The organism is Bacillus sp. AY18-3 (genome assembly GCF_008042305.1).
Taxonomy (GTDB): domain Bacteria; phylum Bacillota; class Bacilli; order Bacillales; family Bacillaceae_G; genus Bacillus_A; species Bacillus_A wiedmannii.
Map to the genome: position 1 here is coordinate 14,505 of NZ_QKQR01000026.1, position 26,545 is coordinate 41,049.

General features: G+C 36.2%; 31 protein-coding genes. 5 read left to right on the forward strand and 26 right to left on the reverse strand.

Features of this window, described 5'->3' with window-relative positions:
• Positions 1-125 precede the first annotated feature (125 nt).
• The 20 genes from DM800_RS20850 to terS all read right to left on the reverse strand — a co-directional run bounded on the left by DM800_RS20850 (position 126) and on the right by terS (position 19,064).
• Positions 126-2,144: a polysaccharide deacetylase family protein gene (locus tag DM800_RS20850; RefSeq protein ID WP_147787507.1), complete on the reverse strand. Its 2,019-nt coding sequence runs from the start codon at positions 2,142-2,144 to the stop codon at positions 126-128.
• Positions 2,145-2,225: 81 nt separating this feature from the next.
• Positions 2,226-2,531: a hypothetical protein gene (locus DM800_RS20855; protein ID WP_098733348.1), complete on the reverse strand. Its 306-nt coding sequence runs from the start codon at positions 2,529-2,531 to the stop codon at positions 2,226-2,228.
• Between the two features lie 46 nt (positions 2,532-2,577).
• Complete coding sequence (locus DM800_RS20860) at positions 2,578-4,200, reverse strand: phage tail protein (RefSeq protein WP_147787508.1); 1,623 nt, start codon at positions 4,198-4,200, stop codon at positions 2,578-2,580.
• 8 nt (positions 4,201-4,208) lie between these two features.
• A complete protein-coding gene (locus tag DM800_RS20865) occupies positions 4,209-5,048 on the reverse strand; it encodes a phage tail family protein (RefSeq protein ID WP_147787509.1) in 840 nt (279 codons plus the stop codon).
• A 4-nt stretch (positions 5,049-5,052) separates the two neighbouring features.
• Positions 5,053-8,760, reverse strand: a complete 3,708-nt coding sequence (locus DM800_RS20870) for a phage tail protein (protein WP_147787510.1) — start codon at positions 8,758-8,760, stop codon at positions 5,053-5,055.
• Positions 8,761-8,779: 19 nt separating this feature from the next.
• Positions 8,780-9,040, reverse strand: a complete 261-nt coding sequence (locus tag DM800_RS20875; RefSeq protein ID WP_042333042.1) for a hypothetical protein — start codon at positions 9,038-9,040, stop codon at positions 8,780-8,782.
• Positions 9,041-9,093: 53 nt separating this feature from the next.
• A complete protein-coding gene (locus DM800_RS20880) occupies positions 9,094-9,516 on the reverse strand; it encodes a tail assembly chaperone (RefSeq protein WP_147787511.1) in 423 nt (140 codons plus the stop codon).
• A gap of 65 nt (positions 9,517-9,581) precedes the next feature.
• Positions 9,582-10,058 (reverse strand): phage major tail protein, TP901-1 family, encoded by a 477-nt coding sequence (locus DM800_RS20885; RefSeq protein ID WP_098597716.1) that lies wholly within the window; start codon positions 10,056-10,058, stop codon positions 9,582-9,584.
• A 15-nt stretch (positions 10,059-10,073) separates the two neighbouring features.
• Positions 10,074-10,475 (reverse strand): hypothetical protein, encoded by a 402-nt coding sequence (locus DM800_RS20890; protein ID WP_147787512.1) that lies wholly within the window; start codon positions 10,473-10,475, stop codon positions 10,074-10,076.
• A 3-nt stretch (positions 10,476-10,478) separates the two neighbouring features.
• On the reverse strand, positions 10,479-10,964 hold the full coding sequence (locus DM800_RS20895; RefSeq protein WP_147787513.1) for an HK97 gp10 family phage protein: 486 nt from the start codon (positions 10,962-10,964) through the stop codon (positions 10,479-10,481).
• Positions 10,949-11,341, reverse strand: coding sequence for a DUF3599 family protein (locus DM800_RS20900; protein ID WP_147787514.1), 393 nt, complete (start codon positions 11,339-11,341; stop codon positions 10,949-10,951). Before DM800_RS20900 ends, DM800_RS20895 begins: the two co-directional genes overlap by 16 nt.
• A complete protein-coding gene (gene yqbG, locus DM800_RS20905) occupies positions 11,341-11,730 on the reverse strand; it encodes a protein YqbG (RefSeq protein WP_147787515.1) in 390 nt (129 codons plus the stop codon). Before yqbG ends, DM800_RS20900 begins: the two co-directional genes overlap by 1 nt.
• Positions 11,731-11,743: 13 nt before the next feature.
• Positions 11,744-11,974, reverse strand: a complete 231-nt coding sequence (locus tag DM800_RS20910; protein WP_147787516.1) for a hypothetical protein — start codon at positions 11,972-11,974, stop codon at positions 11,744-11,746.
• Between the two features lie 5 nt (positions 11,975-11,979).
• Complete coding sequence (locus DM800_RS20915) at positions 11,980-12,300, reverse strand: YqbF domain-containing protein (protein ID WP_147787517.1); 321 nt, start codon at positions 12,298-12,300, stop codon at positions 11,980-11,982.
• 6 nt (positions 12,301-12,306) lie between these two features.
• Positions 12,307-13,236: a phage major capsid protein gene (locus DM800_RS20920; protein WP_147787518.1), complete on the reverse strand. Its 930-nt coding sequence runs from the start codon at positions 13,234-13,236 to the stop codon at positions 12,307-12,309.
• 21 nt (positions 13,237-13,257) lie between these two features.
• Positions 13,258-14,484: an XkdF-like putative serine protease domain-containing protein gene (locus DM800_RS20925; protein ID WP_147787519.1), complete on the reverse strand. Its 1,227-nt coding sequence runs from the start codon at positions 14,482-14,484 to the stop codon at positions 13,258-13,260.
• A gap of 46 nt (positions 14,485-14,530) precedes the next feature.
• Positions 14,531-15,457: a phage minor head protein gene (locus tag DM800_RS20930; protein ID WP_147787520.1), complete on the reverse strand. Its 927-nt coding sequence runs from the start codon at positions 15,455-15,457 to the stop codon at positions 14,531-14,533.
• Positions 15,444-16,982 carry a phage portal protein gene (locus DM800_RS20935; RefSeq protein ID WP_147787521.1) on the reverse strand — a complete coding sequence of 513 codons (1,539 nt, stop codon included), beginning with the start codon at positions 16,980-16,982 and terminating at the stop codon, positions 15,444-15,446. The genes DM800_RS20930 and DM800_RS20935 overlap by 14 nt, the downstream gene beginning before the upstream one ends.
• Positions 16,982-18,298 (reverse strand): PBSX family phage terminase large subunit, encoded by a 1,317-nt coding sequence (locus tag DM800_RS20940; protein ID WP_147787522.1) that lies wholly within the window; start codon positions 18,296-18,298, stop codon positions 16,982-16,984. Before DM800_RS20940 ends, DM800_RS20935 begins: the two co-directional genes overlap by 1 nt.
• Positions 18,270-19,064 (reverse strand): phage terminase small subunit, encoded by a 795-nt coding sequence (gene terS / locus DM800_RS20945; RefSeq protein ID WP_147787523.1) that lies wholly within the window; start codon positions 19,062-19,064, stop codon positions 18,270-18,272. The genes DM800_RS20940 and terS overlap by 29 nt, the downstream gene beginning before the upstream one ends.
• Positions 19,065-19,331: 267 nt before the next feature.
• Here terS and DM800_RS29710 point away from each other — a divergent pair, with 267 nt between their 5' ends.
• Complete coding sequence (locus tag DM800_RS29710; RefSeq protein ID WP_025967175.1) at positions 19,332-19,529, forward strand: hypothetical protein; 198 nt, start codon at positions 19,332-19,334, stop codon at positions 19,527-19,529.
• 18 nt (positions 19,530-19,547) lie between these two features.
• On the forward strand, positions 19,548-19,769 hold the full coding sequence (locus tag DM800_RS20955) for a hypothetical protein (RefSeq protein ID WP_088081221.1): 222 nt from the start codon (positions 19,548-19,550) through the stop codon (positions 19,767-19,769).
• Between the two features lie 80 nt (positions 19,770-19,849).
• On the opposite strand, the gene DM800_RS20960 is transcribed toward DM800_RS20955, so the two are convergent.
• The gene (locus tag DM800_RS20960) at positions 19,850-20,107 is read right to left on the reverse strand and encodes a hypothetical protein (RefSeq protein WP_098299283.1); all 258 of its coding nucleotides are present in this window, start codon (positions 20,105-20,107) and stop codon (positions 19,850-19,852) included.
• A gap of 244 nt (positions 20,108-20,351) precedes the next feature.
• On the opposite strand from DM800_RS20960, the gene DM800_RS20965 reads away from it, so the two are divergent.
• A complete protein-coding gene (locus DM800_RS20965) occupies positions 20,352-20,558 on the forward strand; it encodes a hypothetical protein (protein WP_147787524.1) in 207 nt (68 codons plus the stop codon).
• A 52-nt stretch (positions 20,559-20,610) separates the two neighbouring features.
• On the opposite strand, the gene DM800_RS20970 is transcribed toward DM800_RS20965, so the two are convergent.
• Entirely contained in the window at positions 20,611-21,174 is a 564-nt protein-coding gene (locus DM800_RS20970; protein WP_147787525.1) for a recombinase family protein, read from the reverse strand.
• Between the two features lie 304 nt (positions 21,175-21,478).
• On the opposite strand from DM800_RS20970, the gene DM800_RS20975 reads away from it, so the two are divergent.
• On the forward strand, positions 21,479-21,616 hold the full coding sequence (locus DM800_RS20975; RefSeq protein ID WP_000376554.1) for a DUF3956 domain-containing protein: 138 nt from the start codon (positions 21,479-21,481) through the stop codon (positions 21,614-21,616).
• Between the two features lie 155 nt (positions 21,617-21,771).
• On the opposite strand, the gene DM800_RS20980 is transcribed toward DM800_RS20975, so the two are convergent.
• The 4 genes from DM800_RS20980 to DM800_RS29340 all read right to left on the reverse strand — a co-directional run bounded on the left by DM800_RS20980 (position 21,772) and on the right by DM800_RS29340 (position 24,266).
• Positions 21,772-22,104 (reverse strand): hypothetical protein, encoded by a 333-nt coding sequence (locus DM800_RS20980; RefSeq protein ID WP_147787526.1) that lies wholly within the window; start codon positions 22,102-22,104, stop codon positions 21,772-21,774.
• Between the two features lie 844 nt (positions 22,105-22,948).
• Positions 22,949-23,320, reverse strand: coding sequence for an ArpU family phage packaging/lysis transcriptional regulator (locus tag DM800_RS20985; RefSeq protein ID WP_000441079.1), 372 nt, complete (start codon positions 23,318-23,320; stop codon positions 22,949-22,951).
• A 137-nt stretch (positions 23,321-23,457) separates the two neighbouring features.
• Positions 23,458-24,087 carry a Holliday junction resolvase RecU gene (gene recU, locus DM800_RS20990; protein WP_147787527.1) on the reverse strand — a complete coding sequence of 210 codons (630 nt, stop codon included), beginning with the start codon at positions 24,085-24,087 and terminating at the stop codon, positions 23,458-23,460.
• Positions 24,088-24,089: 2 nt separating this feature from the next.
• Positions 24,090-24,266, reverse strand: coding sequence for a hypothetical protein (locus tag DM800_RS29340; protein WP_175545679.1), 177 nt, complete (start codon positions 24,264-24,266; stop codon positions 24,090-24,092).
• A gap of 204 nt (positions 24,267-24,470) precedes the next feature.
• Between DM800_RS29340 and DM800_RS20995 the strand changes: the two genes are divergently transcribed.
• Positions 24,471-24,860, forward strand: coding sequence for a hypothetical protein (locus DM800_RS20995; protein ID WP_147787528.1), 390 nt, complete (start codon positions 24,471-24,473; stop codon positions 24,858-24,860).
• Positions 24,861-26,545 lie beyond the last annotated feature (1,685 nt).

Sequence of the window (26,545 nt, forward strand, 5' to 3'; positions counted from 1 at the left end):
ACCAAATACGTTCGTTAATATTTAGAACCCATATACATTACACTTACAGTCGCCTTTTCTAAAACTAAGCATGCTATAAGCGCGCTTAGTTTTGTTGTAAAAGCCGTATTTTGTTCAAATCATTCCTAACGTACATACGTTACGCGAATTGATGCCTTTTCTCTATATTCTGTAAGAGTGCCTTGATTATCGTCATAGAACCCTCGAATATAGATTTTCTCCCCTTTTTCAAGGTACAATAGATGACTCGCTTGCATAGAAAATCGATCATCTGGTGGTCGATAGTAGCAAATATTCCTTTCAGCAGTGTTTGCTGCAAATCCTGTTTTACCAATATCTACAACAAGCCTACCGAATGCTGATGGTGAACCACTTCCTTTAACATCAAAATGACTGTTGAAATTTATACTGTAGTATCCACCTACTTTCACTTCAAAAGTAGCATTATTTGAGTTTTTGATATAGGCATTTTCAAATGCATTTAAAGTATAATTAATCCAAGTTTTTAACGGCCAAGATTCTCCTAAAGGAACAACAGCGTCTAGACTTACTCTTATTTCTCCACTGTCTCTATTTACAGTTTCCTGAATTGGGGTTAAATCTGCTTTGGGTACACCGAAAGAAATAACTGGTTTACCTAAAAAGACTTTTAATGGTGCTGCAATATTGTCTAATGCTTCAATACGAAGATATATCATTGCATGGTCAAAATCCATGAGCTTGAAAGGTGTAGATATAGATTCGAATCTCATTCGTTTATTACTTACTTTAATTTCATTCACATGTGTGCCGTCATAACTCCCATCTGCCTTTACATAACGTAATTCTAAAGAAAACTTTACCTTATGAATATCCCCATCGCCCCATATATCTTGTGCGAAATATATATTTTGGTTCTCTATATTATTCATATTTAAATTTCTTAAAGGGACTTTTGTTTGCATACTATTTGCCTTACCAGATGGAATGTTCCCTGGATATTCAATAACACCAATTTCTTCTTTATTTAATATGGTTGTTTTATACACCTCTCCTATGTTGCTTAAATGTTTTGAAAAAAACCACTTTTTCTCTATTAATCCAGCCATCGTAATATCGAATAAACTAGGAGAAACATTAACTGTAACCAATTCTTGTTTCTTATCAACTAATTGTTTTCCGAAGAAAGATGATACAGCATCATTCATATTCAGCACACGACACTGATTGGTTTCTATTTTTGATTTTGCATAAGCTAGAATTGCTCTTAATTTCGATTCATCTACATGACCTTCACCTGCGCCAGTACGATGATCATAAAATAATAATAATCCTCTTTCTTTTATGCAATTATCAATAGCTTTTTTAATTTTATCGATGCTATTCCAAGTCAAACTATATCGATAAAGTTTGTACGGATCATGTGCTTTCGATACATGTCCAACTGCATCATCATTTAAAAAACCATTATGACGTGTCACCGCAAAATCATAGTTTGCTTTAATTAAATCTAAATACTTATCGTTTAATGTGCTATTAGGTGTTACCCATCCATTTACACTTAATCCGTACTTAGCAAAGCTGTTAGCGCTATTGGCAATTTCATACTCAGCTTCTTGTAAAGACATGGATTCTGTAGACATATCTTGATGTGTACATGAATGAGACATTATAGTAAAACCATCTTGCTGGTACTTACGATAATTATCAATGTAATTATAAGTAAATATCCTATCTTTTATTGGCGCAAATGTACAAGGAAAACCATATTCTTTAAAAATACTATATGTTAATCGATCTTCAAAAAAACCATCATCAAACGTAAAAGCAATAATTCCTGTTTCGGGATTACTCGCCTCCATGTAATTCAATCTGTCATTCAAAACGTTAAAAGGTGTTCCATCCAAGGAAATGCGCGCTTGAGCTGCTTCTACGGAAGAATCTCCTTGTATTACTGCTTTATTTAATTGTTCTTGTACACTTTTAGATAATTCTTCAGCTGTATTTACTTTTGTTATTGCTGCCGTGGCATCCAATGTTGCTTTGCTACTGATTTTTTCGATATTGTTGTAGGAACCTTCAATTTTATCCCAATTATTATTGGTTCCATTACGTAGTAGTCTGTCATACAAATCATTGCCCCATCGATCTAAATTCATTGGCATTTACATCACCTATCTTTTCTTTAACATTGTTGTTCGGCATGGTTTTTATAAAAAGAAAAGAGAGCCCCGTGGGCTCCCTGTTTAATATTGGATAGTAGTTTCAGAGGTTCCGTTAATCATTACGTTTACTGCATTTTCTGTCTCTTGTTGAATTAACAGTTTATCTCCAGAATTTAGAACGATAAATGTATCACGTACATTGTCACCAGGTTTCACTTTAACAGTCATAATATCGATAGTATTCAGTGTTAATGTTACTGTTTGTTCAGTTTCTAATGAATTGTTGAAGATGAATTGTTTTACAGTAACTTGCTGATTTTGTTGCACATCACATACCACTAATTTGTTTGTTTGAGGTTTCCCTAAGTAAATTTGAACTGATTTCATAAATAATTCCTCCTAAAGTTTGTTTTTATATAAAATTCGTTTTCTATTAACCTTCTAGCCACACGCGAAACACACGAGCATACGCTTTCTTACCCGCTACCTTGTTTCTCATTCTTAAATAAAAACTTTTTAGTTCCCCATTCGGAACGCCTAAATCATACACAAGCTCCACATCATCATTTTGTGGCGGTGGAGAAGTCTGTGTGGATGAAATCTTACTCATGATTTGCTGACCGCTATCAGAAGAAACCATTGCAAGTTCAACCTCTCCTCCTGCTTCTGTGAAAATCTGCGCCTTTAATTTCACATATCTTGTTTTATGTTCAAAAGTGTAAAATTGGCAACTGTCCAAGACGTCCGATGTAGATGTTAACCACCAGCCATCTTCTACTATGTTAATTCCACGGAATGGCGGATAGTGACCTGCAATATCAAAACCATACTGTATAGCGCCACCGATAATGGTTGCAAAACCATCATCACGCTCAACACGAATAAGACCGCGATGAACATCGAGGCCTCCTGCACCAATATGGACGTATCTATTTTTATCATTAGGATCTATATACCAGACTCCAGTGTTATCCGCAAATGTTTCTGTGGTCATGTACAAGCGTTTCAACGCTAAGCTTAAATTACCTTCATCATCCATCAACTGTTGAATATCTCTCTGAGTTTGTTGGAATTGCGCTTGAATTGCGCTTGCAGTTCGTAATGTCTTGAAAGTTGATAATTCAAACGTTGGTGAAATACTGTTATTAACTGGATCATCAATAACCTCTATGATTCTTATTTGAACGGTGATATCTGCCTCCTCATATAGCATATATACATAATCGCCATAATCATATGGATGCATCTTTAATCCATTTTCATATAAATCAACAACGGAAACATTAAACTTCGTTTGAGGTATGTCATTTATATTGTTTTTGCACGCCTCTAACAATGAATTTTCATACTTATAACGATCATCATCAATTGATTTTTGATGTATTTCACCATATACACTAACTAATGGAGATTTATATTCAACAGAAAACTCGGTGCCGTCATCTTTTTTGCCAAATCCCCGGATAACAGTACAAAAATTAGACATATCCGTTTCTTCGTTAAAAGTCTTTAGGTTATGACCATTCCGGAATTGAGAATCTGTCACTTTACCAATCTCATTTTTAAATGTAATTACTTTGTTTTTGTTATCGATTGAAAACTCTGCTTTGTATCTATCTAGCCCCTTCTGTAGCAGCGCTAGTTTAGAATCTCGACCAAAGTTTTCGAATAGTTGTGGAGCGAATGCCCCGTTATTAACATATGTCCATCCACTACCAGTAAATAAGAAATCGCAGAATTGTTTAAAGTTAATAGTTCCGTTCAGTAATTCATATTTATGCTGATTAATAAATTCATCAAGAAACACATGCATAGCATTTATTCGTTTACCGTAATGACCTACTTTTGATATCCCAAGAACAATGTATTCATCACTTGTCTCAGGAATGGTTATTCTAGATCGTTTATCTAACAATTTATAAGCATGCGCTGCTTCTGAGGTGTTAAGTTGATAGAAATTAAGCGAGTGTTCTCCATTAACTCTCCGCTTTCTTCTTACTTCTTTATAATCACAAAGCATCTCTGTTTGCCCACTTATCCCTGTAACTAGTAACATAACTTCACCTACAAATTATAAAATCGGAAATCAAATTCGACTTTAAAGTCACCTGTTGCACCGGTTATCACAAAGTCATTCCATCCAGGCTTTAACGTAATTAATCCCCAATTCGTATTTTTAAAAATACTTCCTAGCACATTTCGATACGCTTTGACTCCATCTAGAGTAATAACATCGCGCTCTGTTGTCGTACTACCTGTGTAACTCCAAAGGTCACCTGTAGTAACGTTTTTTATATTTAGATTATTAGACTTACCTTTATACTTTATTTTTAATGGCATACTCTTAGGATCTATTAATACATCTCCCGCATTATAAATTCGGAAAGACGTAGTATTGTGTACATACATTGTATCCTCAGCCACTAATCCTTGTCCGAGTTGCCAAAGATCCGAATCAAAATCAAAAGGATCCATTGTAGTTCCAATTGATTCTGCAAATGGCAGTTTTACAGTTATAAAATCAATTTCAAAGAATCCATATTTCCAATTTTGCTCGATATTGTAAGGTGAGCTATACTTCACAAGCCATCTTTTACCTGGATTTCGTTGATCTATAATATAAAAAGCTTCTCTACTATCAAATATACGAAATACCTCATCTCGCAGTAACGCATAATCCCACATATCAACTGCTTTAAAATAAAAAGAACAGTTTATAGTACGTTGACCATAAACTGTTCCTCTATCAATTGTTCCATGTCTATTTTCAACTGTTTCGAAGTTATGAACAGGCGATGGTGACTGAGGGTTAAAGTCTCTTGTCATGATGCCTAGTTCTTCTAACACATACTTCTGACCGCTTAATGTTTGTACTGTCGTTCCTAATGTAATTACTTCAGCCATTTCATCACCATCCTCCCTTTTGTCCCATAACGAATGATTGATTTACAATTCGTTTCCCTTGATCTACGTCAATCGTATCTCCGATTGCTCTAGCTACTTCTGTGCTATCAATAACAATTACATTCTCAATAACAGCAGGAGTGGCATTTTGAACGTTATTTGGAACTTTAGATTCGTTTGTTGACTTACTTAAAGTTTGTCCGCCAAATCCTGAAGTAGAAGATACATTTGAAATACTAGAAGGTGTTTTGTAACCTGCTGAAACCATAGGAATTGCAGGTCCTGATACAGTACCCATTGAAACATCGCCAAGAGATATTCCTTCTGATAATGAATCAAATGCATCTTTTACAGTTGTAGCCATTGTCTTAGCTGCTCTATATACTGGATTTTCCATGGAACCAATACCTTTTACTAACCCTTGCCCGGTATAAATCCCTAAGTCTCTCATCACACGAGATGGAGAATGTATACCTAAGACTCCTTTTACAGTTCCAGCAATGCTACTACCAATTTCTTGAGCTGCTGATAAGGCTTCGCCAGCCATCGAACCAATACCGTTTATTAATCCTTGAACAATATTAACTCCAATATCAAAAAGGTCAACATCTCCTAAAGAATCTAAAAGTTGCCCACCTATTTCGACACCGGAACCGAATACTTCACCGAGCAAACTCAAAATCCCGTCAATCAAAGCGCCGATTAATTGTACACCTGCATCAAGTAATTCTGGTAAATGTTCTATAATTGCTTTTAATAATTCCGCCATTAGTCGTATCGCAGCAGAAACTAATTGAGGTAGCACCTGAATAATCCCATCGATTAATTTTGTCAAAATTTGAACACCTGCATCTATAATCTGCGGGAGGTTCTGGACAATAACTTCTGTGAATTTGTCGATTATTTTTATAACTGCATCAACAATTTGTGGAAGAACCTGAATAATACCTTCAATAAGTTTAGTTAAAATCTGTATCCCTGATTCTATAATTTGCGGTAAATTTTGAACGATAGCATCTGTTAATTGCGTAATAATTTGTAACGCCGCATCTATCAACTGCGGGAAAACCTGAATTATACCTTGAATCACTGAATTTAGAATTTGCATTCCAGCATCTATAATTAAAGGTAAATTCTCGACAATAGCATTCATCAGCGTTGTTATAATTTGAATTGCCGCATCTATTAGTTGCGGTAATATCTGAATTATCCCATTTACAAGAGCCATTAAAATTTGAATACCTGCATCAATTAATTGCGGGATTAATGGGATTATAGTTTGTACTAATGTTGTTATGATTTGAATTCCAGCGTCAATAATTAATGGTAACGTCTGCGTTATCCCTTGGACTAATGCATTTATAATTTGAATCGATGCATTAATCATTTGAGGCAACGCTTGAATCATTGCAGATATTAATGTTTGGATTAATGAAATCCCAATAATTATTATTTGCGGTAATAATGTTGTTAAGGTTGTAACAAATGTTGTGATGATCTGAGAAATTACCATTACCACTTGAGGAAGAGCTTGTGTAATGCCCTGCACAATACTTACTATCATTTTCACGCCTTGCTCTAAAAACACTGGCAATTGAGTAGAGACAAATGTTGTAAACGTCGAAACAAGAGTATTCATTATCTCTCCGAACTTTTGGATCAACACTTCTCCACTTACTCCAAACGCATCTGCCATATGAGCAAATAACGTCGAAATCCCAATTACTAATCCAGGAACTCCACCGAGTAAGATGGCGATGATACTAGGTATTAATTTAGCGAACAAATCCGTTATTTGCGTAAAGTCTCCGTGGAAAGCACTAACTACAGCCTCTTTAATGCTAGCGAAAGTCTCTCTTAACCTTTCACCAAAGTTTAAGATCATTGTGATTAAACTATCATTAAGCCCCATAGCTTTCATAATTTCTGCGCCACTATCGCTATTGCCAGCCAATGACGCTACAAAACCTTTAACGACTGCTTTTACTGTATTTAAAGCGCTATTAAGAGCACGACCAAAAGAGACAACCTTTTCGATTGCACCTACAGGGATTCCGGCAGCAACAAGTAAGTCAATATCAGCTGTACCACCAGCTTTCACTTCTTGTCCGAATGCTTTTAACAATAATTTAATTGAATTTAGATTGTGATTAACCTTCGCTCCTGCTTTTGTAAAAGCGTTAATGGCATTATCTGATATTCCGGCAGCCTTTAATAAATCTACATCTGCGCTTCCTTGTTGTTTTACTTCTTTACCAAACGCCCCAATAAGCATACTAATAGCACTCAAATTGTGTCCGATTTTAGCTCCAGCACCAGTAAATGCATTAATAGCACTATCAGATAGCCCTGCAGCACGTAATAAGTCTTTATCTGCACTACCACGACTCTTTAATTCTTGCCAAAAGGCTTGGAATAACATTTTTGTCCCATTAAGAACATAATGCACTTTATCTACGGCACCTGTTAGTTTAGAAATTGTTTCATCAGATAATCCAGCCGCTTTAAGAAGTTCTTCGCCAGCGTCTTTTTTACCTGAAAGCACCTTCCAAAAACCTTTAAATGCTTTTAGAACATTATTTATAGCGTTGTGGAAAGGTTCTATATTCTTATAGGCGTAAGCAAATCCTACCGCCAATCCGGTTATCGCAGCTGCCAACGCCCAAGCAACAGGACTTGCCATAGCTAGCACCAATACAGCAGGCTTGATAATCATCCACAAAGCAGCAAAAGCAGCTCTATATCCTTTTAGTAATCCCATTCCTGCCCCTAAGGGTAGCAATAGGAGTGTTAAGGCTGGAACGAGCATCATTGTTCCTTGAATAAACCTAGCTAAAGCTGGATGCGCCTCATTAAACGCTATCACCATTTTCGCTATGGCATTTACGAAATTGTATATCGGTATCATAAGAGCAGCGAAAGCATCCCTCATTGGCTTTAAAGCTTCAGTTATTGATTCCATCATATTCTTATAAGCTTCTGCATATTTTGGATTCATTTCCATATTAGCTTGATGCAGTTTGTTGTAAAACATTACAGCACCAATACCAACTACTAAGAAAGCTTGTCCCATACCCATAACAGATTGGTTAATAATACGAATCTGATCGTTAAGTTCTTTCATATTTGCATTAGGACCCAGGAACTCTAAAGCTAACTGAGCAGCACTACTTCTATTCGCTAGTCGCTCCATTGCATTTGTTGCCATCAAAGCTCCTCTAGAGACGTTATACAACGGATTGCCCATACGTTGTAAATTACCTTGTAGTTTACTAGAAGTCGTAGACATATTGTTCAGCATACCTATTGTTTGTAATATACTAGCCTGCTTCATTCTATCTAACTTCATTATTTCATCATTCGCAGCCTTCTCAGCCTTACCAATCTCGTTAACTTGAGCAATTAAATCTTGAGCACTTCCGGTGTATGTTGCCATTCCCATTGCAGCATCTAAATACGCTAGTTTTGTTCTTTTTAACTCTTCAATATGAGGTCTCATTGCTTCTCGTTGCTCATATTTCATTTGACGCAAACGTCGGCTGTATTCGCTGTTTGCATCCCCCATGCTCTCGAGGCTTCGGTGGTAATATCGAGATGAACGAGAAGTTGCATTTACAAACTCGTTCATCTCTCGTTGCATAGCGGCTAATTCTCTTTGGATTTGGTCTGTCTCAGCCCGAAACTGAACTACTAATTCTTCTTGTGTCGCCAAAATCTCACCTACCTTTCAGTCAACCGAAGTTGAGATTTTGTAAGAATTGCATATCTTCCTCAGCTTGCTTCGCACGATTTTCAATAGATTTTTTCTTCTGTTCATCAGTAACCATTTTAGATCTATCAAATAAATCTTTTGGTTTCATACTCTTTTTAGGATTACTGTGATAAACCGCACGCATCATGAGAGCAAATATACTGTATGTTTGCAATTCATCCAGATACTGTTCATTTCTCCCTGTCATCATGTTTTGAAATTCCCGAGGAGTCAGGTTCATTACCTCATTTGGCAACAAACCTAAGTACCTGAATCCATCTTGCTGCACCTTGTCTATTTCTTCTCTAGAGAAGTCTGCGGTTCGTCGTCCGTCCCGTACATTTCCTCCGCGATCTCCTTGAATTCCGGATTCTTCGCTAGTAACTGTTTCTTCATTCGGTTTTTGTACTGCTTCGTCTTCGCTTTGTAGAAAAAATTATCTGCTACTACTTCATTTAAAACATCTTCAATATACTGTTGTGAGATTTTCTCTTCTTCAAATAACTTTTCGATAGCGGCTGTAACTTTAGCTCTTGTAAATCCTTCTTCTGTATGCATCAATCCAAAGTAAACCGCATCTTCAAATAGTTCTAAGTCACCTTGTAAGCATGAAGCAATAACTTGATTCGCTCCGCCTTCATGTTTCTTATTTAGCTCAGCAATTGTTTTGTAAGTAAGTTTTAATTCATGTTCTTTTCCTTCGATTTCAAAACGCATATATATCAATCTCCTTTTAATTGGATGTTATTTTCAATTTTAAAAAGAGCGGTATAAAACCACTCTTATGCATTAGCCCCAGCAGGGATTTCAGTTAATGTTTCTTCGCTTACAGTTCCAGAAAGTTTAGCTTCTAGAGAATAAGTCGCAAATTCACCAGTAGATGCTGATTTTTCAAAGGAAGTCATCATATATGTTCCTTTTTCAGCTTTTAATGTACGTTTATTAATTTCATAGATTTCAATATATTCCTTATTACGTAGCTTTTTCTTTGCAGCGTCTACAAATGGGTCTCCCTCAGAAACAATCCCTTCGAAAGAACGAGTTTCTGTTACCTTTCCGTAATCAGAAATTGTTCTATCCTTTGATTCTGCTTCAATCTCATCTGCTTCAATTGAGTGAGAGGAATCGGTTTGGTCAAACGGACGAATCAATTTCGTTTTTAATGGATCAGTAGGGTCAGGGATTACTACTGCATAAATAAACTCGTCACCACGGTACATTTTATTTGAAGTAGCAGGTGTTTCAGTAACTTCAGTCATATATGTTCACGCTCCTTAATTTATATAAGTCTGTTGGTATTCAAAAATCATTGTTAACTGAGCTGTACCTACCCCAACTGGAGCGGTAGTCACTCTTCTAAAATAGACAGTGTCAGTCGATTCACTTCCGTCCTCATTCCGAAGTCTCAATGTGTAACCGCTGCGTCTAATTAAGTTTGCAATTCTGTCAGATAGCTCCATAGCTTCTTCTGTCGTTGCATTAAAAAACCTCACTGTCATGGTGTACAGTAAGGTGAATGTATCCTTTGTATTTTTCAAATCATTCGTTGATAAGTGTGGAAAGTACACAGAAGGTATCCGTATTTCTTCTGGAACCTGCTCGTGATAAGCAAATGTACCTGGTGGCAAGTTATCGAAGACAAAAGCCTTCATAGAACCGTGTATCTGTGCGTACATACTCTAACCTCCATGTACCCATTGTCGGAACTGGCGGTCAAATGCAGTTTGGAACATGCGCTCATAGATTGCTATTGCATTATCCCAGTAAGGACGACCTTCTATGAATTTAGCAGTAAGCATCATTCCAGTAGGTGCATGTGGATCATATTCGAAACTATGACCTTCCCATCTCCCTGGGACGAATCGTCTCACTTGTTGGTGACCATCGTTCACGACTTTAGCGTAAGAGACTGAAGTTCCCACATCAAGCGTTAACCCACCATCAGAAGAGCGCCATAAGTTCTCTCCATCTCCTTTTGTGAATGAATTTAAAAGAAGACGAGTATCGACAACTGCTAGTGAAATGATTTGATTCTGAACCTCTTCTAAAAACTGAAATCCGCTAGCTTCAAGCCATAAGGCAACATTCTGATCTAAACCATTTGCCATACGATTCAACTTGGCGCTGAATTCACGGAATCCTCTAGTCGTTATTTGGCTAGCCATGGTTCACTCTTCCTCTCTGCAGTGGTCTTTATATGATAAACCTCACCAGTTAGTGGATGAACCACTGGAAAAGGATTGCGTATATAGTAAACGACATCAGTATTCTTTTTGATTACCTTGTCATTGTGTTTTATATCTGTACCAGGCATGAACAATACTCGTGTATGCTGTTCATTTAATTGGTTTGGTGCAGATTGTATTGCAGTAGGTCTAGCGATTGCTACATTCTCTGCAAAGTAGCAGCTTTGTTCTGCTATATCAGGAGTTTCACTATAGGAATAAACCTCTTCTCCTGGTTGCCCATACTTACCGGGCTTTGTTTCCTTCTGCAAATGATAAATATCACATTCGTGGACCATCATCCCTTGCAGTGACATTATATAGCCCTCATTTTGAAGGTTATTTTTTTCTTACCTGTATCTATCATGAATTTTTTTAGTAAATATAACACTGAAGGCTTTGTAATACTGGAACTATCCTTTGTATAAGAATAATCTCCACCACCAACACTTTCAGACTTAATCCCCTTCATTGCAGTAGTATCAGCATTTGTATACGCATAATACTGAGCTAATTTCTTACACGCTAACTTCACTTCTGCCGGAACCTCAGGATACTTCGTCTTATCAGTAAAATCTATTTTAGAGAGATTATAAATCTCTGTATCTGCTTCAAGTATGTCCTGCTCCAACAAAGGAACAGGACGTTTTTTTACTTCTGGTAATACAGTGTAATCAATTAATTCTTGAGCAGTAATAAGCGCCATACTTATCACTCCCTTATTTAGTTGTTGTAATGGTAGAACTTACTGTCGAGTTAGGAGCAGCTGTGTCTACAACGGTAGCTACACGATGTTTACCATCATTGATATGTTGGTTGTATTTCGATTTCAAATCATCTTGCTGCGATTTTAATGAATTTAAATCCGTAACAATTGATTCTAGCAATGGGCCTAAATCTGAATTGAGATAAGCCCCGCCAGTTCCGATACCTTTAGGGATCTTAGGCATTTATATCACTCCTCTTCCTGCAACTCTAGGATTAAAGCGACACGTTCTTGTTCGTTTTTCGTATCTCGAATAAAGTCACCTTTAGTAAGAGAACGAATAATTTCTTCTTGTTGAGACTTTTTTAATCCCTTGAGAGCTGCTTCGGTATATTTTTCTCCATTAAAAAAAGAGGCTGTTTTCGTTTCGTCAGCTTCCCAAGTTTCAAATAATGGATTCTCCTTTAAGTAGTCATAGACAGGGTTTGATACTTCTTGTTCAACGCCATCTACAAACGAATGATCCAAAACCTCATAAGTTTTACCACCTATCAACTTAGCGAAATACATAAATCATCACTCCGCAACTTTGATGACTTTAGCAACTGCATCTTCTTCTTCAAATTTAGCATCCACCTTAGCTGTTAATACAATAATAAATTTACGAGCACGGATATCTTTATCTACCTCAATTCGGATGTTTCGGCTCATACCTGTTACGATATTTTTAGGATGAGTTAATAAAATATCTGATACAGTTTTTGTTGAATCAGTATACGGTTGTAGCATAGCAATTCCACCGACAGGAACACCATAAGCAGAAGCAAGTCCACCTTGTAATGAGAAATCACCTAGGTTCGTTTGTCGTCCTGCTACTTGGTCTTTCCATTCAACTTCTAACCCATGAGATGTGTAGAACTTCCAATCTTTAGGATTACGAAGGTATTTAGCAGGGACCGCTTTGTAAGCTTTCTTAAATACATCTTTAGTAAACGCGCCTGCAGCATGGTCCACTACATGAGAAGTTGCTTGTTTGCGTAAACCATCAAATAAAGCTAAATAAGGATCAGTAGATGTTTTATCACCATTCACGATTAATTCTTCGATATCTAACGCTGCACGTTCAGCAATCACCTGCATGATAGTATTTTGGAGATTATCACCTTCGATGTTGTTTTCTAATGTATCGTAAGTGATATGCACTTCAGCAATTACTTCTTTCGCATTTAAAGTAACTGTGCTTGTTGATGGAGCAGAACGATCTGCATCCGCTAATACTTTACCTTCCACACCAGGGCGAAGAATACGATTACCGAATCCCATTTTTTCAATTTTACGAGTGTCTGAAGCCATTTGAACAAAGCGAGAATCTTTTAAAATTGTAGGAGCGCTTTGTACCATACGTAAGAATGTATCAGCTTGTTCAGGGTTCATTAAACCGCCACTAGCTAATGTGGCAAGAGTTACGTCCGCTTTTTCAATAATAGTTTTGTTATTAAGTGTCATATATAAAATCCTCCTTTAGGCTTACAGTAAGCCTTTCCATACGTTTTTTTGTACATCTGATTTTTGAACAACATCAGTATCTTGTTGGTTGCTAATGCCTTGAGATTTTTTTAATGTTTCAATCTCTTCGCGTAGTGGAGCAGTAGCGGTTTCAACAGCTTTTTCTACTCTGATATCTTCTTCTGTTTTTTCCTCATCAATATTAAGGTGTTTTTTTACAGATGCTAGTTCTTCTTTAATAGGACCTACAGCTTTTTCCACTGCTGAAGCTAATGTTTTTTCTAATTGTTCTTGATTCATAGTGTCTTCCTCACTTCCTGCGCCTTCCGGTGAAGGTGTGACGCGTGTTTTTAGGTTTGTTAATGATTCGATAGCTGTATCAATATCAGCCATGTTTGGTGCGCTAATTTTCTTTCCTGCTTTTTCTACTTCTTCAGCAAGAGATATAGCAGGTTTGTTTTCCCATGCCTTCACAACTGCTTCTGTTCCCTTCAATTCATTGATAATCTCAATAAATTCGAGTGCTGCTGCTTCAATACGATCTAAATCGATGTCACTAGCAGTTGGGGCATTCCATAACGATTGATAGAAAGTATCTTCTAATGCAGAGAAAGAGGCATTAACGTCACGACGATGTTTGTTCTGGTTGAATTTATCCCTAACCTCACCTTTTTGAACGTTTTCTCCACTAAAAAAGCCCTTCATCAATTGGAAGAAGGACTTAAATTGTTTCTCTTCAGTTTTAGTTACTTCTTCCTCAATCACTTCTGTTTCAGCGACTCCTGCAAGGGAATACCCCGTCATCTTGCCGTCTTTAATATCTTTCCATATCTCATCGGTGGCTTTTGTCACTAGTACCCATGTACCTTTAGTGATTGTTTCACCGTTAATTTCCATATCAACAGGAGCTACATAGCTTTCTACCACTTCACCTGCTCCTGCATTGAAATCATGTTGAGCATCAATGTTACGATACTTAGCAATGAAGTTATGAGCAGATTTTTCTATATCCTCAGCAGTCATGAAGTCCCCATGTGCATCATGTGTACTTGAATCTTCCGCACTACCAGGAGAGTATACAATCCCATAAACAAGCTTTTGGTCTTCATCTTCACCTTTAATGATTTTAACTTCTTTTTCGAATGTTGGCTCTTGCTCACTTTTCGTTAAGAAGAATTTCTTTTTGTTTGCAGCTTTATCTACTATTGAAACAAAGCTAACATCTACATTTTTTAGTTTTCTTGGCATTTATTCACCTCCTTTCAAATACGAATCATTTTAGTTTTAGAAGTCTTCATTTCTTGTTCAACTCCTTCAAAGTCTCTTCCCTAATCTTCTGCTTCTCTTCTTCAGATAGACCTAATATATCGTTATCTACCGAAGGAGACATAACGCACTTACAATTAACTCTTTCTTTAGCATATAGAGTACTATCGCGAGGAAACATACATTTCTCACCAGATCCAGGTAGTTCAAACTCTTCCTCTACTGGCACCGTTGTACCGTCATACGCCACATGATTGTCACGCGGTTGGTTATTCTTCGTACCGCTATGACGCCACTTCTTACCAGTAACAGCAGGCGATTGGCGATATGACTCAAATTGAGAGACAGAGCATGCTGCGAGGACTTCGGTCTGCGCTGTTGTCTTCGCTCTTTTACGGTCGAATTCCGGAAGTTTCGCAAGCTCTCTCGCTATTTCACGAATGCCTTTCCCTTTTTCTAATCCTTCGTTTAAAATACGCTCAACTGCTTTATGAGAGTTAATCTTCATAATATTACCTAATTCATCAGACCAACTATCAATCCACTTTGTAGTACGTTTTGAGAAGATATTAAACTGTATATCCGGGTCAATCGCATCCATGAACGCTTTTGTCATGTCCTTCATCGTGTAATTAAGAAACTTCCTAGCCGCTTTACTCAAGCTTTTAGCGAAGGTATCCGCTCCAAATAGACTACCAGTGACAAAGTTAATAATATCCTTTATCTTGATACCCTTCTCCACAGCGTCCTTTTTCGTATAGTTCTTAATTCCGTCGATAAAGTACTTCTTCTGCTTCCGAAGTAGTTTAGCTATTTCTTTTTCGAATTCCTCAACATATCCTGGTAACATATCCAATACTTCTAAATCAGCAGGTAATGAAGCAGTAAAATCGTCAGTTTCAGCCTTTTCAATCCACTCATTTAATGAATCCAGTAACTTATCAATCTTCTGCATCTTGCATCGACTCCAGTAAGTCACGTAGGTCTTTCATTACATTGACTAAATCCTCATTCGAATTACCATCAGCTGACTTTTGTAATGTTTCTCCTAGTCCTTTTTGCCAACCACTTACCTTACGATGTCTTTCTAACACTAAAGCAACTGGCTCATTCATTTCTGGAATATCATAATCAGAGAACTCTTTGTTCAACATATTACTAGCGATATTACGTACATCTTGGAATGTTAATCCACCTTTATCAGCAAGTACCTCAATAGTTTTAACCATATCTTCAGTGTTACTGATTTCTGACTTACGTAGGTTCACATATACGTGTTTTAAACCATACGGAAGCAGCAGGACATTATTAATAATGAACTCTAAGTTGTTACGCTCCGGCTCAAACACCTGCTCTTCTGTAATCTCTCTTACCGATTCAGCAGTTGCTCTGTTAAAGTCACGGATATAACCTACATACACGTCTGGTAAGCGGAATGCTGACTGTACCTTTTGACGTGATTTCTCATCGTACTCAAGAAATAGAGCGTCTTTTTGCAGAATATCTGCTAGTGATTTCAACTCGATATCGATGTTTGGCCGCGCCTCTCCAACTATACCTTCCTCATCACTTTCCGCTTGCAGCACTAAATATTTATGTTGATTATCTTCGCCTTCGACATTTGAAACGTAATCCGTTAGAGCTGCTTCACTTTCTTCTGATAAGATGCCGTTCTTTAGCAATATGACCATCGGAATGTGACGCCCTTGTTTGAAATAACGCAGGTTTAATTCTTCCGCTTTCCTTGCACCAACCATATGAACAACATGTGATACCCAACGCGGAATGCCATATGGTCCATTACCAATCTTCAAATGCAGAACCTCAGTGGCGTTTTTTTCTCCTAACGAAACATCAGAAAACTTACCAGTCTCTTTATTCAAGAAACGTGGATCACCAAACTCTTTGAAGTAAGTATCCACTGTTCCTACCCGTTGTACATAGCGACGAAACCTCTTCTTGCGTTTGATTTCTTTTCCGTTAATTAAGTATGTTACTTCTTGAGGTTCTTCATCTTTACGTGTCACTCGCATATACTGCGGTAACATATTTATCAATTCAGTAGGTTTACCCTCTAAATTACGAATCACTTCAATATAACCATTGCCAGTTGTCTCTTTATCATCAATACCTGTTTCAAGAATCTCCTTGAATGGTTTTTCAAAACTAAATAGCGGGATGATTTCTGTATCAACTAAAGTCCACTCCGCTTTCATCTCAGGAGTTTCCTTGTCATCCTCTAGCTTATATTTCATTTCATGACCAAACCCAGCTATATTACGTTTGTACGCATCAATACATTGACCAAGAATCGTACTATTTTCTCTGATTTGCTGTAGGTCTTCTATTCTGTAAGGCGGTTCGATAATATCATTAATGGCATACTTCTCATCTTCACCCTCTTGCTGACGGGATAGCACCTGAGTGTTTGTCCCTGCCGCCTTAATTACCTTTGCACTAACTTTCCTTTTATTCGTCATTAAGCTGCTTCACCTCTTTTCTTTTTCTTCTTTTTACGTAATCCATAAATAACTGTATTAACAAAGTATCTCGTTTCGTCCATATGGTGATCATTCTCTTTTAGCGGCTTATCTTCGCCACGTTCTACAGATTTCTCATCCCATATATAAGAAGCGAATTCTTTAAATGTTTCATTACAGCAGTCGTTAAAATAAATAATGCCTGTGTTTAGCGCAACACCGACATTACCAATACCCTCTTTAACATTATTTCGGGCCTTATATACTTTTCGTTTGTTCCTTACTAGCAAAGCTATAAAAGAAGCAGCGGATGGATCAACTACAGTGCCACGGATTGGCAAATCTCCTACAAACTTTTCAAAGTCCTCGTAGTATTCTTGGTCTGTTTTCTGCTTTTCTGTTTCTCTACCGCTATAACGGTACTCCTTCACCTTGTACCATACTTCTTCACCTTTTTCGATGCACTTACCCCACAAACCGTAAACCATAGCATTCTGCGTACCATAGTCACAAGAGACAAAGTATTCAACATATTCTCTTTCAATTGTAGGAACCTTGTGTTTATCCTCATCAAACATATCGAATATGAGCCCGGAAGCAGCTGCCCAAAGCCCTAAAATGTATCGTTTGAAGAAGACTCCGCTGTACATCTTGTAATAACGCTGTTTTACTTTTTCGGACAAGGATAAGTTATCATCCATCGTAAAACGAATGTGTAGCAAGTTCTTTTCTTTAGCCTTATCTAACCATTCTGTTTTAAACCAATGATATGGACCGCCAGGGTTACAGTTAAACCAGACTTTTGAACCTTCTACAGAGCAACGCCCTGTTGCTTGGTTAACAAATGAACGTACCATAAGCACTACTTCATCAAAGAAACATCCCGCTAAAGTAATACCTTGAATAAGATCCTGTGACGCTTCATCTTTACCACCAAAGATATAAAAGAAATTTGTTACGCCATCTTTAGTAATGGTAAGCATATTCTCACTACGATGATCTTTAACCTTATATCCACGAGATTTTAGCATCTTTTTAAGTGGCGTTATAACGTTACGACGGTGTGAACCAATCGTTTTACCACACATTCCGAAGTTCTCACCTTCAAATGATTCCATTGCCCACATTACATAGGAAAGAGCCATTGATACTGTCTTGCCAGCACGAATGGAACCATCACAAATAATCCCGTCATAATTTTTAACGGGACTGTTAGGCTTCCACCAGGTTAATACCTTCAGCTGCTTCTTGGAGAATGGCTTAAATTTGAATGGAGCGGGTTTCTTTTTACGCTTCGGAATCGTCGTCATGGTCATCCCACACTTCCTCTACCTTACCTTCTAGCGCTTCTTTGAAACCGTCGTCTTCGTACTCATCACCATCTTCACCCTTAATACGAGCAGTGTCAGCTTTAGTTTTCTCGATGTTAGTTTTCATTTGAGTTAATTTTAATCTTCTTTCATCGTCTACATTAGCTAACTTATCGAATCGCTCAATCATAGCAGATAATGATGTCATTGCTCGTGAGTAAGCAGTAAGTAAGTTGGCTTGCTTATCCCACGCAAACTGAATCATGTAAGCTTCTCCACCTTCAGACTCGCTAATAATTTCCTTCGACATATCGTCTTTATCACGAACATGCATGATGCGTTGCGAATTAAGGATGTTGAAGTATTGCAACTGGATAGAATTAAACAGCATATCTAATTCCGTATGGTTTTGTATTTCATCGAGTAATTCCATAGCATGTGGATCATCATTAGGGATTATCTTTCTAAATAATCCATGCGTCATAGCGTTATGGTTTCCTTTTGGCGGACCATGACCTACAGTATTCTTATTACCCCATTTAGGGGTCTTGTTTCCTGAATTCCCCACTGCATTCTTATTACCAATGGGTGCACCTGTTTTCTTTTGTGTGCGCACTTTTTCATCTTTTGTATGCACACTTTTTCTATCCCATTTGTATCTGGTCTTCCATGACTTTACGGTATTTACACTAACCTCATATTTCTCAGCCAATTCCTTGTACTTCATACCTTGCATGTAATCTTCTTGAGCTAACTCGTGTTTTTGTTTCACTTCATATCACCCACCACCTTCTATATTAATAGGAAGAAACTCGTTATAACTCCCCTTCATGGTAATCCCAAATTTAGTATTGAAATTATCTAAAACTCGATGTATTATATTTTTGTGTTTTTCTCAGTTCCCAAGCCGAGAATACATCATCACTTCTGAAAGGACCCGAACTCCAGCGGGTTCTTTTTTATTCCTCTTCTTGTAAATCTATTTATTTAAATGTAAAATTGTAAATAAGTTCTAACATTTTAAATTGAGGTGAAAATCATGAGAAGTTTTGGCTCATTAATGATCTCCACTGTCTGTTCAGTACTTCTTGTAATTTGGAATGCCTATGAATTCTATAACGGATTCACAACAGGGCGCACATATTACTGGATTAATGGCATCGGAGCTGTTATCTTCCTTCTATTCTTTATCCTCAACATGCGCGATTTTAAAAAGAAAAACTACAGAACCTCATAACAATAGGAGTTGATACATATGTGGAAAAAAATTAAGAATTATAGATTGAGCTTAAAAGATTTAAAGTTCATGTTATGGTTATTCGGTATTACATGTTTTATGTACAGCTACAATTTCATTACAGGATTAGCTTTTGACCACAAATTCCAAGTCTATTATTTAGGTGGTGCTATAGCGACCTTCGCCGCATTTATGGATACTAAGAATAGGATTAAAAATAAGAATTATAAGACAGTGTAATGTAAAAGGGATCCTTTATGTTTTCCTTTTTTCTATGCAAAATAAAAAAGCAGCTGTTAGGCTACTTAAAGTTTGGCTTATCACCAAATAAAATGATATATATATTCTCCCGTTATACTTTCATCAACCCCTGCAACTCTAGCAAATCTCATCAAGTCAGCACCCTGAAGGAAATACATTGTTAGCATAACTGGCACCCGTGACCACATAAACCGATAAAGCTCATCCACCCTTTGCTTAGTCGTAACAATTAAATCATTCGCAGGTCCATTAATCCATGCAGTTGTCCTAACTGAAGTAAACGGAAGATCTTTCCCATTAACCACTATCCTCGCCATAATTTGTGTTATATCCACATCGATCCCTCATTCCAAGAACCAAATCTGTTTTCCATATTTACATAAGTATTCAACACTATAAGAAATGTTTAAAATGCTTCTTTATAAAATAAAAAAGCAGCGGATTCGCTGCCTAGCATATTCCCCCAACTCACGGTAATTCCTTTATATTTCATTTTAAATCTATAAATTTCGCTGTATAATTTTTGTAAGAATCTCATTTTTCAGAAATGGAGTGAAAAATATGAAAAGTTTTAGTACGTTAGTAATCTCTACCGTCATTTCAGCAGGCTTATTATATTATAATGTCGATTCCTTTTATAACAAATTTTCATCAGGGAATACATATTACTCGGTAAACGGTATCCTAGCTGCTGGATTCCTTATATCTTTAATTATTAACATAAAAGATATCATCAAGAAGAACTACACAACTTCTGAATCGAATTAAGGAGCCTATTATGGTTCCTTTTTCTATGCAAAATAAAAAAGTAGCGGATTCGCTACTTTAATTCTTTAGCTTTAGCATAAATAGTAGAGCGTGGGACACCAGTCATTTTAAAAATATCATTTACACTTAAACCATTTTCTTTTCTATTAAAAAATAAGTTCATGGCTTGTTTCACTTGTTTTCCATCCTGCCCTTTACGTCCCATATGTTTGCCCATCGCTTTAGCTCTTTCTCTGCCTTCAGCTGTTCTTTCATTAATTAAATCTCTTTCAAACTCAGCAATAGCTCCTAGCATAGTGAACATTAATTTACCTGCAGGTGTAGAGAAATCAATCTGTTCTTTAAGAAATACCACCGCTATTCCTTGATCAGCTAATTGATTTACAATCTTATGCAAATCAAATATTGATCTAGCTAAACGGTCTATTTTACAAACAACAAATTTATCTCCTTCTCTCATATACTCTAATGCCTTTTGCAATTCTTCTCGATCACTATTAGCCCCACTGTACTTTTCAGAATATATTTTATCACATCCATATTCTGTTAACCTTTCAATTTGCGCATCTAAGTTTTGATCTTTTGTACTTACCCTTGCATAACCAACGATGGCCATCCAAATCACCTCAAAATAGTCTAAAAGTCTAAAGAATTATATACTTTCATTTTAGACTATCTTTTAGACATTAACAACTATATGTTTACAAAGTTTTTATCCTATAAATTTTAATTGTACAAAAGGGTCAACTTTTAGACGGAGAAGCAGGAATCATTTGATTCTCGCTTTTCTTTTCCGTTGTGTTCGTTTGTTTTGTTTAAACAGGCTAATCTATCAATTCTATTAAATCAATTAATATAACTATTACATATTAACGTTTAATCCATATACTATATTAGATTACTAGAAAGGAGGCGTAACCATGGATAGTTGCGTTGTGTTTGTAAATGGACAACCTTTTTTAGTTCTCTCAGTAGCTGGTATTGAAATTGCTAGATTAGAGATTTCTCTTCAAGTAGCATTAGCTCTAAGAGTTCTCGGAATACCAATCTGCGATTAATTACCACATCCCAAACAAGAGGGCATTAGCTCTCTTGTTTTTATTTCCCCCTTCCCTTATCTTTCCTTAACAACAATCAATCTGTTCAACTTCACGTTTAATGTGTAATTTCTATATAACAAAGAAAAAAGCACCCGTTATGGATGCTTTTAGTTTTAATTAGTTTGTTTTGAGTTTTCATCAATAGTAACAAATAATCGTAAATTGAGCCTAGCGTGAATATTTATCTCTTTCTCTAACTCTTCAATTTCTTCTGTTAAGTCCTCTACATGCTCTTTAACTTCAGCTTGCATTTTTAGGAGTTCCGCTAGCTGATCATTATCATCTTCACTGATTGCTCCCATAACCTCTCTAATGCAATATAATCTAGCATTATAAATCTCTAACATTTCTTTATTATCTTGTAAAGAACGTTCCCTTTCAGTTTGTTCCTCTTGTAATCCTTTTTTCCAAGTTTCCATATGCGGTCTTAAATCAAATTTCTCCACATTCATTCCCCCTTATAATTTTATATATTAATTATATCAAAAAATAAGCCATCACCGAAGTGACAGCTTTCTTTCAAGGGGATGGAGAAACATTCACGAAAGGGGAATTTCGAAATGAATCAATTTAAAGGTTACTGGTATTCTAGATACTCTCAACCTTCTCCAAGCCACCGCGTCATGTAATGTTTTAGCTCTTATTAGCTACGCGCTTTACGTTCGGTGACTGGGAGAAGAATAAGAATCTTCTCGTTTATACTCCGTAGAGCTTGTCGAATGAGAGCTATGGTGTAACTCTCTTATAAAGGTTTTTTAATTTCTATCAAGACGTATGTGTTTCTTCCGACGCCTTGTTTGAACCAATATACAAGGAGGACAGTAGACTGTCTATATTGGCTCAAACAAAGAGCGGAAGCTCTCTGCTCGTTTTGTTGTTTAAAAGAAGAACCTTGACTTACATTAGTAATTGTCGTGAGCAACTCCGTATAAATCAATTGAAACTTCTTTTATAGCATTCAGTTCATTCAATCGAACGAACCATCATCCCACCGGTAAAACGATCTAGTTCAAACAAAGAAAACAAAAAATCACATGACAGATGTGTTTTTACTACCTATGAGCCTACAAACGAAAGGCGGTACGCTTATACACTCAATGAGAAGTAAAATATAAATAATTTCGGGAAGCTCTTATCCCCTCTAGCCTCCGCGTCACCGAGTAACGTTATTATAATGGGAACGCTATCCCCAAAACGTATTCTCTTTTCAAAGAACTGTTTATAGGAATAGCTTATAATTTTCATGGTTTTATTTAGTCCCCCAAAAAGTTCGCGTTTTGTTCGCTATTTTTAGATGATTCCAAGCGCTGTAGCAATCAATTTAACGGCACTCTGCTTCTTCTCATAGAAATATGTCTTCTTAAGTAGTAGATCATGATAAACATCTGAATCTTTTACTCTCTCGTTTGTCAGGAACTTACGCTCAACGATTTTACGCTCATCTTCATCTAATAAATTGTTAAGCGCCTTCTCTACCTGCTGCACCTTCCATTTACTCGTATTCCTCGAATCACGTAACTCAGGGAATAAACTAATTCCTTCCTGTTCCACATCATTGCTGAATCGCATCTTGAGTGCTCTGTATTCCTTTAATACGCTTACTACTTCCTTTTGTACTTTCTTATCATCAATAGCCGGTAATAAAGTTAATTGTCTCTCCATGAAGGAATCCCCCTATTTCGAATTTTGGTTTTTACATTCACATCAGGTACGTGAAATTTTACTATCTTTTTATTGAATAAGGGAAACATGCATAGCGAGTAGCCCCCACCATCCACTCTGCATGGTTCCGTTATCCACTAAGCCTTTAATAATTTGTGTTTCTTGTTAGCCATTTTCTCTTTTGCTGCTTCAATGTTATTTGCTACTTTCTTATGGTCCTGATCAAATTGAATCACTCCATCAAACATAGCTGGTGCTACTGTTTCATCAATGTATTGCAAATAATCAACTGGCGCTCGTTCCGTCTGTTCTACTAAATATCCATAAATATCAAAATCTGTTCTTGGTATAGACTTCTTGCCCTTTGGTTGTTGAGACATCCTTACGTAAGATTGAATGACTGATAGTGGTATTGCGAATGTTGACTGATCCTTAGTAAATCCAATAAGAAAGAAACAAATTGCTCCCATATTCTCTGCTTTCTCCAGGTAATCCAATTGGTGCTGCGCAATGTTCTTTAAATCAAATCGATTTATTTTATTTGTAGACTTTGCTTCAAATGCTACAGCTCGTCCTTTATACACGCCATCATAATCTACTGTACTTTTAGATTCGTAATAACCATCTTTCACACGTCCATAAACCATTTTTAACACCTTCACAGGAGTTGCACGCTTGTTTATAAGCGCCACTCCCTCGCGTTGATACATTTCATTCGATAGATTGATAAGCTTTTCGAAAGCCATCCCACGGTTACCTTGTCCCATTTTTATTCCTCCATTTCTTTCTTACAATCTTCAAGAAAATCAATAACTTCCTGAACATGCTCCCTTGTAGTCATACTCTCTATTACATATCCTTCATCGTTATAAACATTAACCTTATCCCCTGTGAACTCCATTCCACACATTCCGTCTATACCTAATAGCTTTACGTTACCTTCCATTCTCATAACCTCGCTTTAAAAGGATTATTTACCTTTTAGACTTTAATCTCGTTACTTTGTATGAGATTATTTTTCAATGATAAAAAACATTAACAATTATAGAAATATTATACATTTTACCCTTTTTTTATTGAATAAAATCATTTAATGTTTTATATTGTTATTTGTATATAACATTTATAAATTACAAGGGAGGAAATAAAAATGAAAAAATTATGGCAAACAATTTTAACAGCAGTTATTTTATCAAGTGGACTTCTTTTTGGTACATCTGATGCCTTTGCAATGGGGTCAAAAGGCAACAGTAATCTAACTCTATCTACTGATTATAATAGTTATGGTAGAGGAGCAACTTCAATTGATGTTACAGTGTCAACTACTGCTAGAAATGTTGTTGTTGAGTTATACAAAAAAGGTAATAACAACCCTGTTGCAAGAGAAGATGCCCTTTTTGGCATTAACGGCGGACGTAAGACAGTTAAATTTCTAACAAGAGGACTTACATCAGGTCAATATGACGTTGTAGCAACTGGTGGCTGGGGAGATCGTAAATATCGTAGAGAACTTACAAACTACATAACTGTAACTCGATAATCTGTCAAAAGGCACTTGTGAAAGTGCCTTTTTATATATCCTCACCACAACATACAACTTCACCGGCGTCCAATACCTTTTCCAAAGCTCATTTATGCTTCTTTTTCTTTACAGAATTCAAATTTTATCTTTATCAAAAACTTCAATATCGTGTAAAATCTGCGTAAAGATTGCTGTGGTCCAACCTATCTACCCGATAAACGTTATATAATGAACTTGCAAATACACAATCCTCACAAATAGGACATTCAGCTATGATACAACCAGACGCCATATCCATTCCCCTTTTCTACAAAATGAAATTTTGATTAAGTTTTTAAATAACCTTTTTAACATTTATAATACTTAACATTCAAAACTTAAAATATGGTAGTATTATTAGGAAGATGTTTACTAACTAACTTTTATGCCCTAGCATTGATTACTAGGGCATATTTTATTTTTAAATATATAATCTGCCCCTTATCTAAAATAGCGTTTTCATTCAATTATCGGTCTCATTTCTTCGTGTTCTTATATCGATATGAAATATTGCATATTTGGACATTTTTATACAAAAATAATCAAATACGGTGTATTATATAGCAGAAGAGTAAGGTAAGAGTTACTCTTTACCATTTTAGGAAAGGTCCTGTTGGAGACAACGGGGCCTTTTTTCGTAAAAGGATTATTTTGTTTGAATTCTCATAAAACACTTTTTAAATTCCTCAACATTGGAAATAGCTATATAATAAAAAAGATTAAATGTTAGGAGTGCTATAAATGTCTGATATGATTAAACTCTGTATTGTAATAGCCGTTGCCTTATTTTTAATGTTTTCGATAATATCAGAGTTTAAGAAACCTCAAAAAGATATGTTTTGGTTCTCAATTGACGTAATGTTTCTCCTTGCAGCTTTTTTACTAATAAAAGACTATATCGTCAAACATTTAACGTAATCGACTGAATAAAACTCAATATTCCGTCAATAATATAGATAGGCGATGGCCATAACTTATTTAATGAAGTCCCTAACCTTTCTCCTTTCCCCCTTGGAGAAACAGCCGAGCAGTTAGTTTTTGCTAGCTGCTCTTTTATTTATGAAAAAATATAAAATTCTTTATAATGATTCTTCTTTATTTCTCAATATAAAGAGCCTTGGATTTTCGTTAACAATCTTGTAGTATATGAACAAAGAGTAAGGTAAGAGTTACTCTTTGCCATTTTAGGAAAGGTCCTGTTGGAGACAACGGGGCCTTTTTTCATATAGAGATAGTTTTGTTTAATTTTTCACCATTAACCACAAAAACATCTTATAATTGTTATATACTAAATTAATCAATGTATTAGGAGTAGATCAAATGCCAGTTATACTAGAACTTATTCTTTTCATTCTTCTAGCAATTTGTGCTGTTGGCTATTTAGTAAAAGAATTTCAAAAAACGAGGAAAAGAACACTTGGAATATTCCTAGAATTCTTGGTTCTTTTCTGGTCAATTTGGAGAATATCAACTATCATAATCTAATTTGTAAAACATGAATTCCTTCGAATAAAAATCAATATTATGTCCATAATGTTGATAGGCTGTATGCCAAAATCCATTTAGTTTTCTCTGTATCTCCTTGTATTGAGCAGTTAGTTTTTACTAACTGCTCTTTGTTTGTAAAAAAGCACTCAATTACCAAGAAACGCATATAATATTCT

Bases quoted from the DNA above. Each gene is read 5' to 3' on its own strand.
- DM800_RS20850 (WP_147787507.1), bottom strand. From the start codon at position 2,144: ATGCCAATGAATTTAGATCGATGGGGCAATGATTTGTATGACAGACTA.
- DM800_RS20855 (WP_098733348.1), bottom strand. From the start codon at position 2,531: ATGAAATCAGTTCAAATTTACTTAGGGAAACCTCAAACAAACAAATTA.
- DM800_RS20860 (WP_147787508.1), bottom strand. From the start codon at position 4,200: ATGTTACTAGTTACAGGGATAAGTGGGCAAACAGAGATGCTTTGTGAT.
- DM800_RS20865 (WP_147787509.1), bottom strand. From the start codon at position 5,048: ATGGCTGAAGTAATTACATTAGGAACGACAGTACAAACATTAAGCGGT.
- DM800_RS20875 (WP_042333042.1), bottom strand. From the start codon at position 9,040: ATGAACCTGACTCCTCGGGAATTTCAAAACATGATGACAGGGAGAAAT.
- DM800_RS20880 (WP_147787511.1), bottom strand. From the start codon at position 9,516: ATGCGTTTTGAAATCGAAGGAAAAGAACATGAATTAAAACTTACTTAC.
- DM800_RS20885 (WP_098597716.1), bottom strand. From the start codon at position 10,058: ATGACTGAAGTTACTGAAACACCTGCTACTTCAAATAAAATGTACCGT.
- DM800_RS20890 (WP_147787512.1), bottom strand. From the start codon at position 10,475: ATGTACGCACAGATACACGGTTCTATGAAGGCTTTTGTCTTCGATAAC.
- DM800_RS20895 (WP_147787513.1), bottom strand. From the start codon at position 10,964: ATGGCTAGCCAAATAACGACTAGAGGATTCCGTGAATTCAGCGCCAAG.
- DM800_RS20900 (WP_147787514.1), bottom strand. From the start codon at position 11,341: ATGTCACTGCAAGGGATGATGGTCCACGAATGTGATATTTATCATTTG.
- yqbG (WP_147787515.1), bottom strand. From the start codon at position 11,730: ATGGCGCTTATTACTGCTCAAGAATTAATTGATTACACTGTATTACCA.
- DM800_RS20910 (WP_147787516.1), bottom strand. From the start codon at position 11,974: ATGCCTAAGATCCCTAAAGGTATCGGAACTGGCGGGGCTTATCTCAAT.
- DM800_RS20915 (WP_147787517.1), bottom strand. From the start codon at position 12,300: ATGTATTTCGCTAAGTTGATAGGTGGTAAAACTTATGAGGTTTTGGAT.
- DM800_RS20920 (WP_147787518.1), bottom strand. From the start codon at position 13,236: ATGACACTTAATAACAAAACTATTATTGAAAAAGCGGACGTAACTCTT.
- DM800_RS20925 (WP_147787519.1), bottom strand. From the start codon at position 14,484: ATGCCAAGAAAACTAAAAAATGTAGATGTTAGCTTTGTTTCAATAGTA.
- DM800_RS20930 (WP_147787520.1), bottom strand. From the start codon at position 15,457: ATGCAGAAGATTGATAAGTTACTGGATTCATTAAATGAGTGGATTGAA.
- DM800_RS20935 (WP_147787521.1), bottom strand. From the start codon at position 16,982: ATGACGAATAAAAGGAAAGTTAGTGCAAAGGTAATTAAGGCGGCAGGG.
- DM800_RS20940 (WP_147787522.1), bottom strand. From the start codon at position 18,298: ATGACCATGACGACGATTCCGAAGCGTAAAAAGAAACCCGCTCCATTC.
- DM800_RS29710 (WP_025967175.1), top strand. From the start codon at position 19,332: ATGAGAAGTTTTGGCTCATTAATGATCTCCACTGTCTGTTCAGTACTT.
- DM800_RS20955 (WP_088081221.1), top strand. From the start codon at position 19,548: ATGTGGAAAAAAATTAAGAATTATAGATTGAGCTTAAAAGATTTAAAG.
- DM800_RS20960 (WP_098299283.1), bottom strand. From the start codon at position 20,107: ATGGCGAGGATAGTGGTTAATGGGAAAGATCTTCCGTTTACTTCAGTT.
- DM800_RS20965 (WP_147787524.1), top strand. From the start codon at position 20,352: ATGAAAAGTTTTAGTACGTTAGTAATCTCTACCGTCATTTCAGCAGGC.
- DM800_RS20970 (WP_147787525.1), bottom strand. From the start codon at position 21,174: ATGGCCATCGTTGGTTATGCAAGGGTAAGTACAAAAGATCAAAACTTA.
- DM800_RS20975 (WP_000376554.1), top strand. From the start codon at position 21,479: ATGGATAGTTGCGTTGTGTTTGTAAATGGACAACCTTTTTTAGTTCTC.
- DM800_RS20985 (WP_000441079.1), bottom strand. From the start codon at position 23,320: ATGGAGAGACAATTAACTTTATTACCGGCTATTGATGATAAGAAAGTA.
- recU (WP_147787527.1), bottom strand. From the start codon at position 24,087: ATGGGACAAGGTAACCGTGGGATGGCTTTCGAAAAGCTTATCAATCTA.
- DM800_RS29340 (WP_175545679.1), bottom strand. From the start codon at position 24,266: ATGGAAGGTAACGTAAAGCTATTAGGTATAGACGGAATGTGTGGAATG.
- DM800_RS20995 (WP_147787528.1), top strand. From the start codon at position 24,471: ATGAAAAAATTATGGCAAACAATTTTAACAGCAGTTATTTTATCAAGT.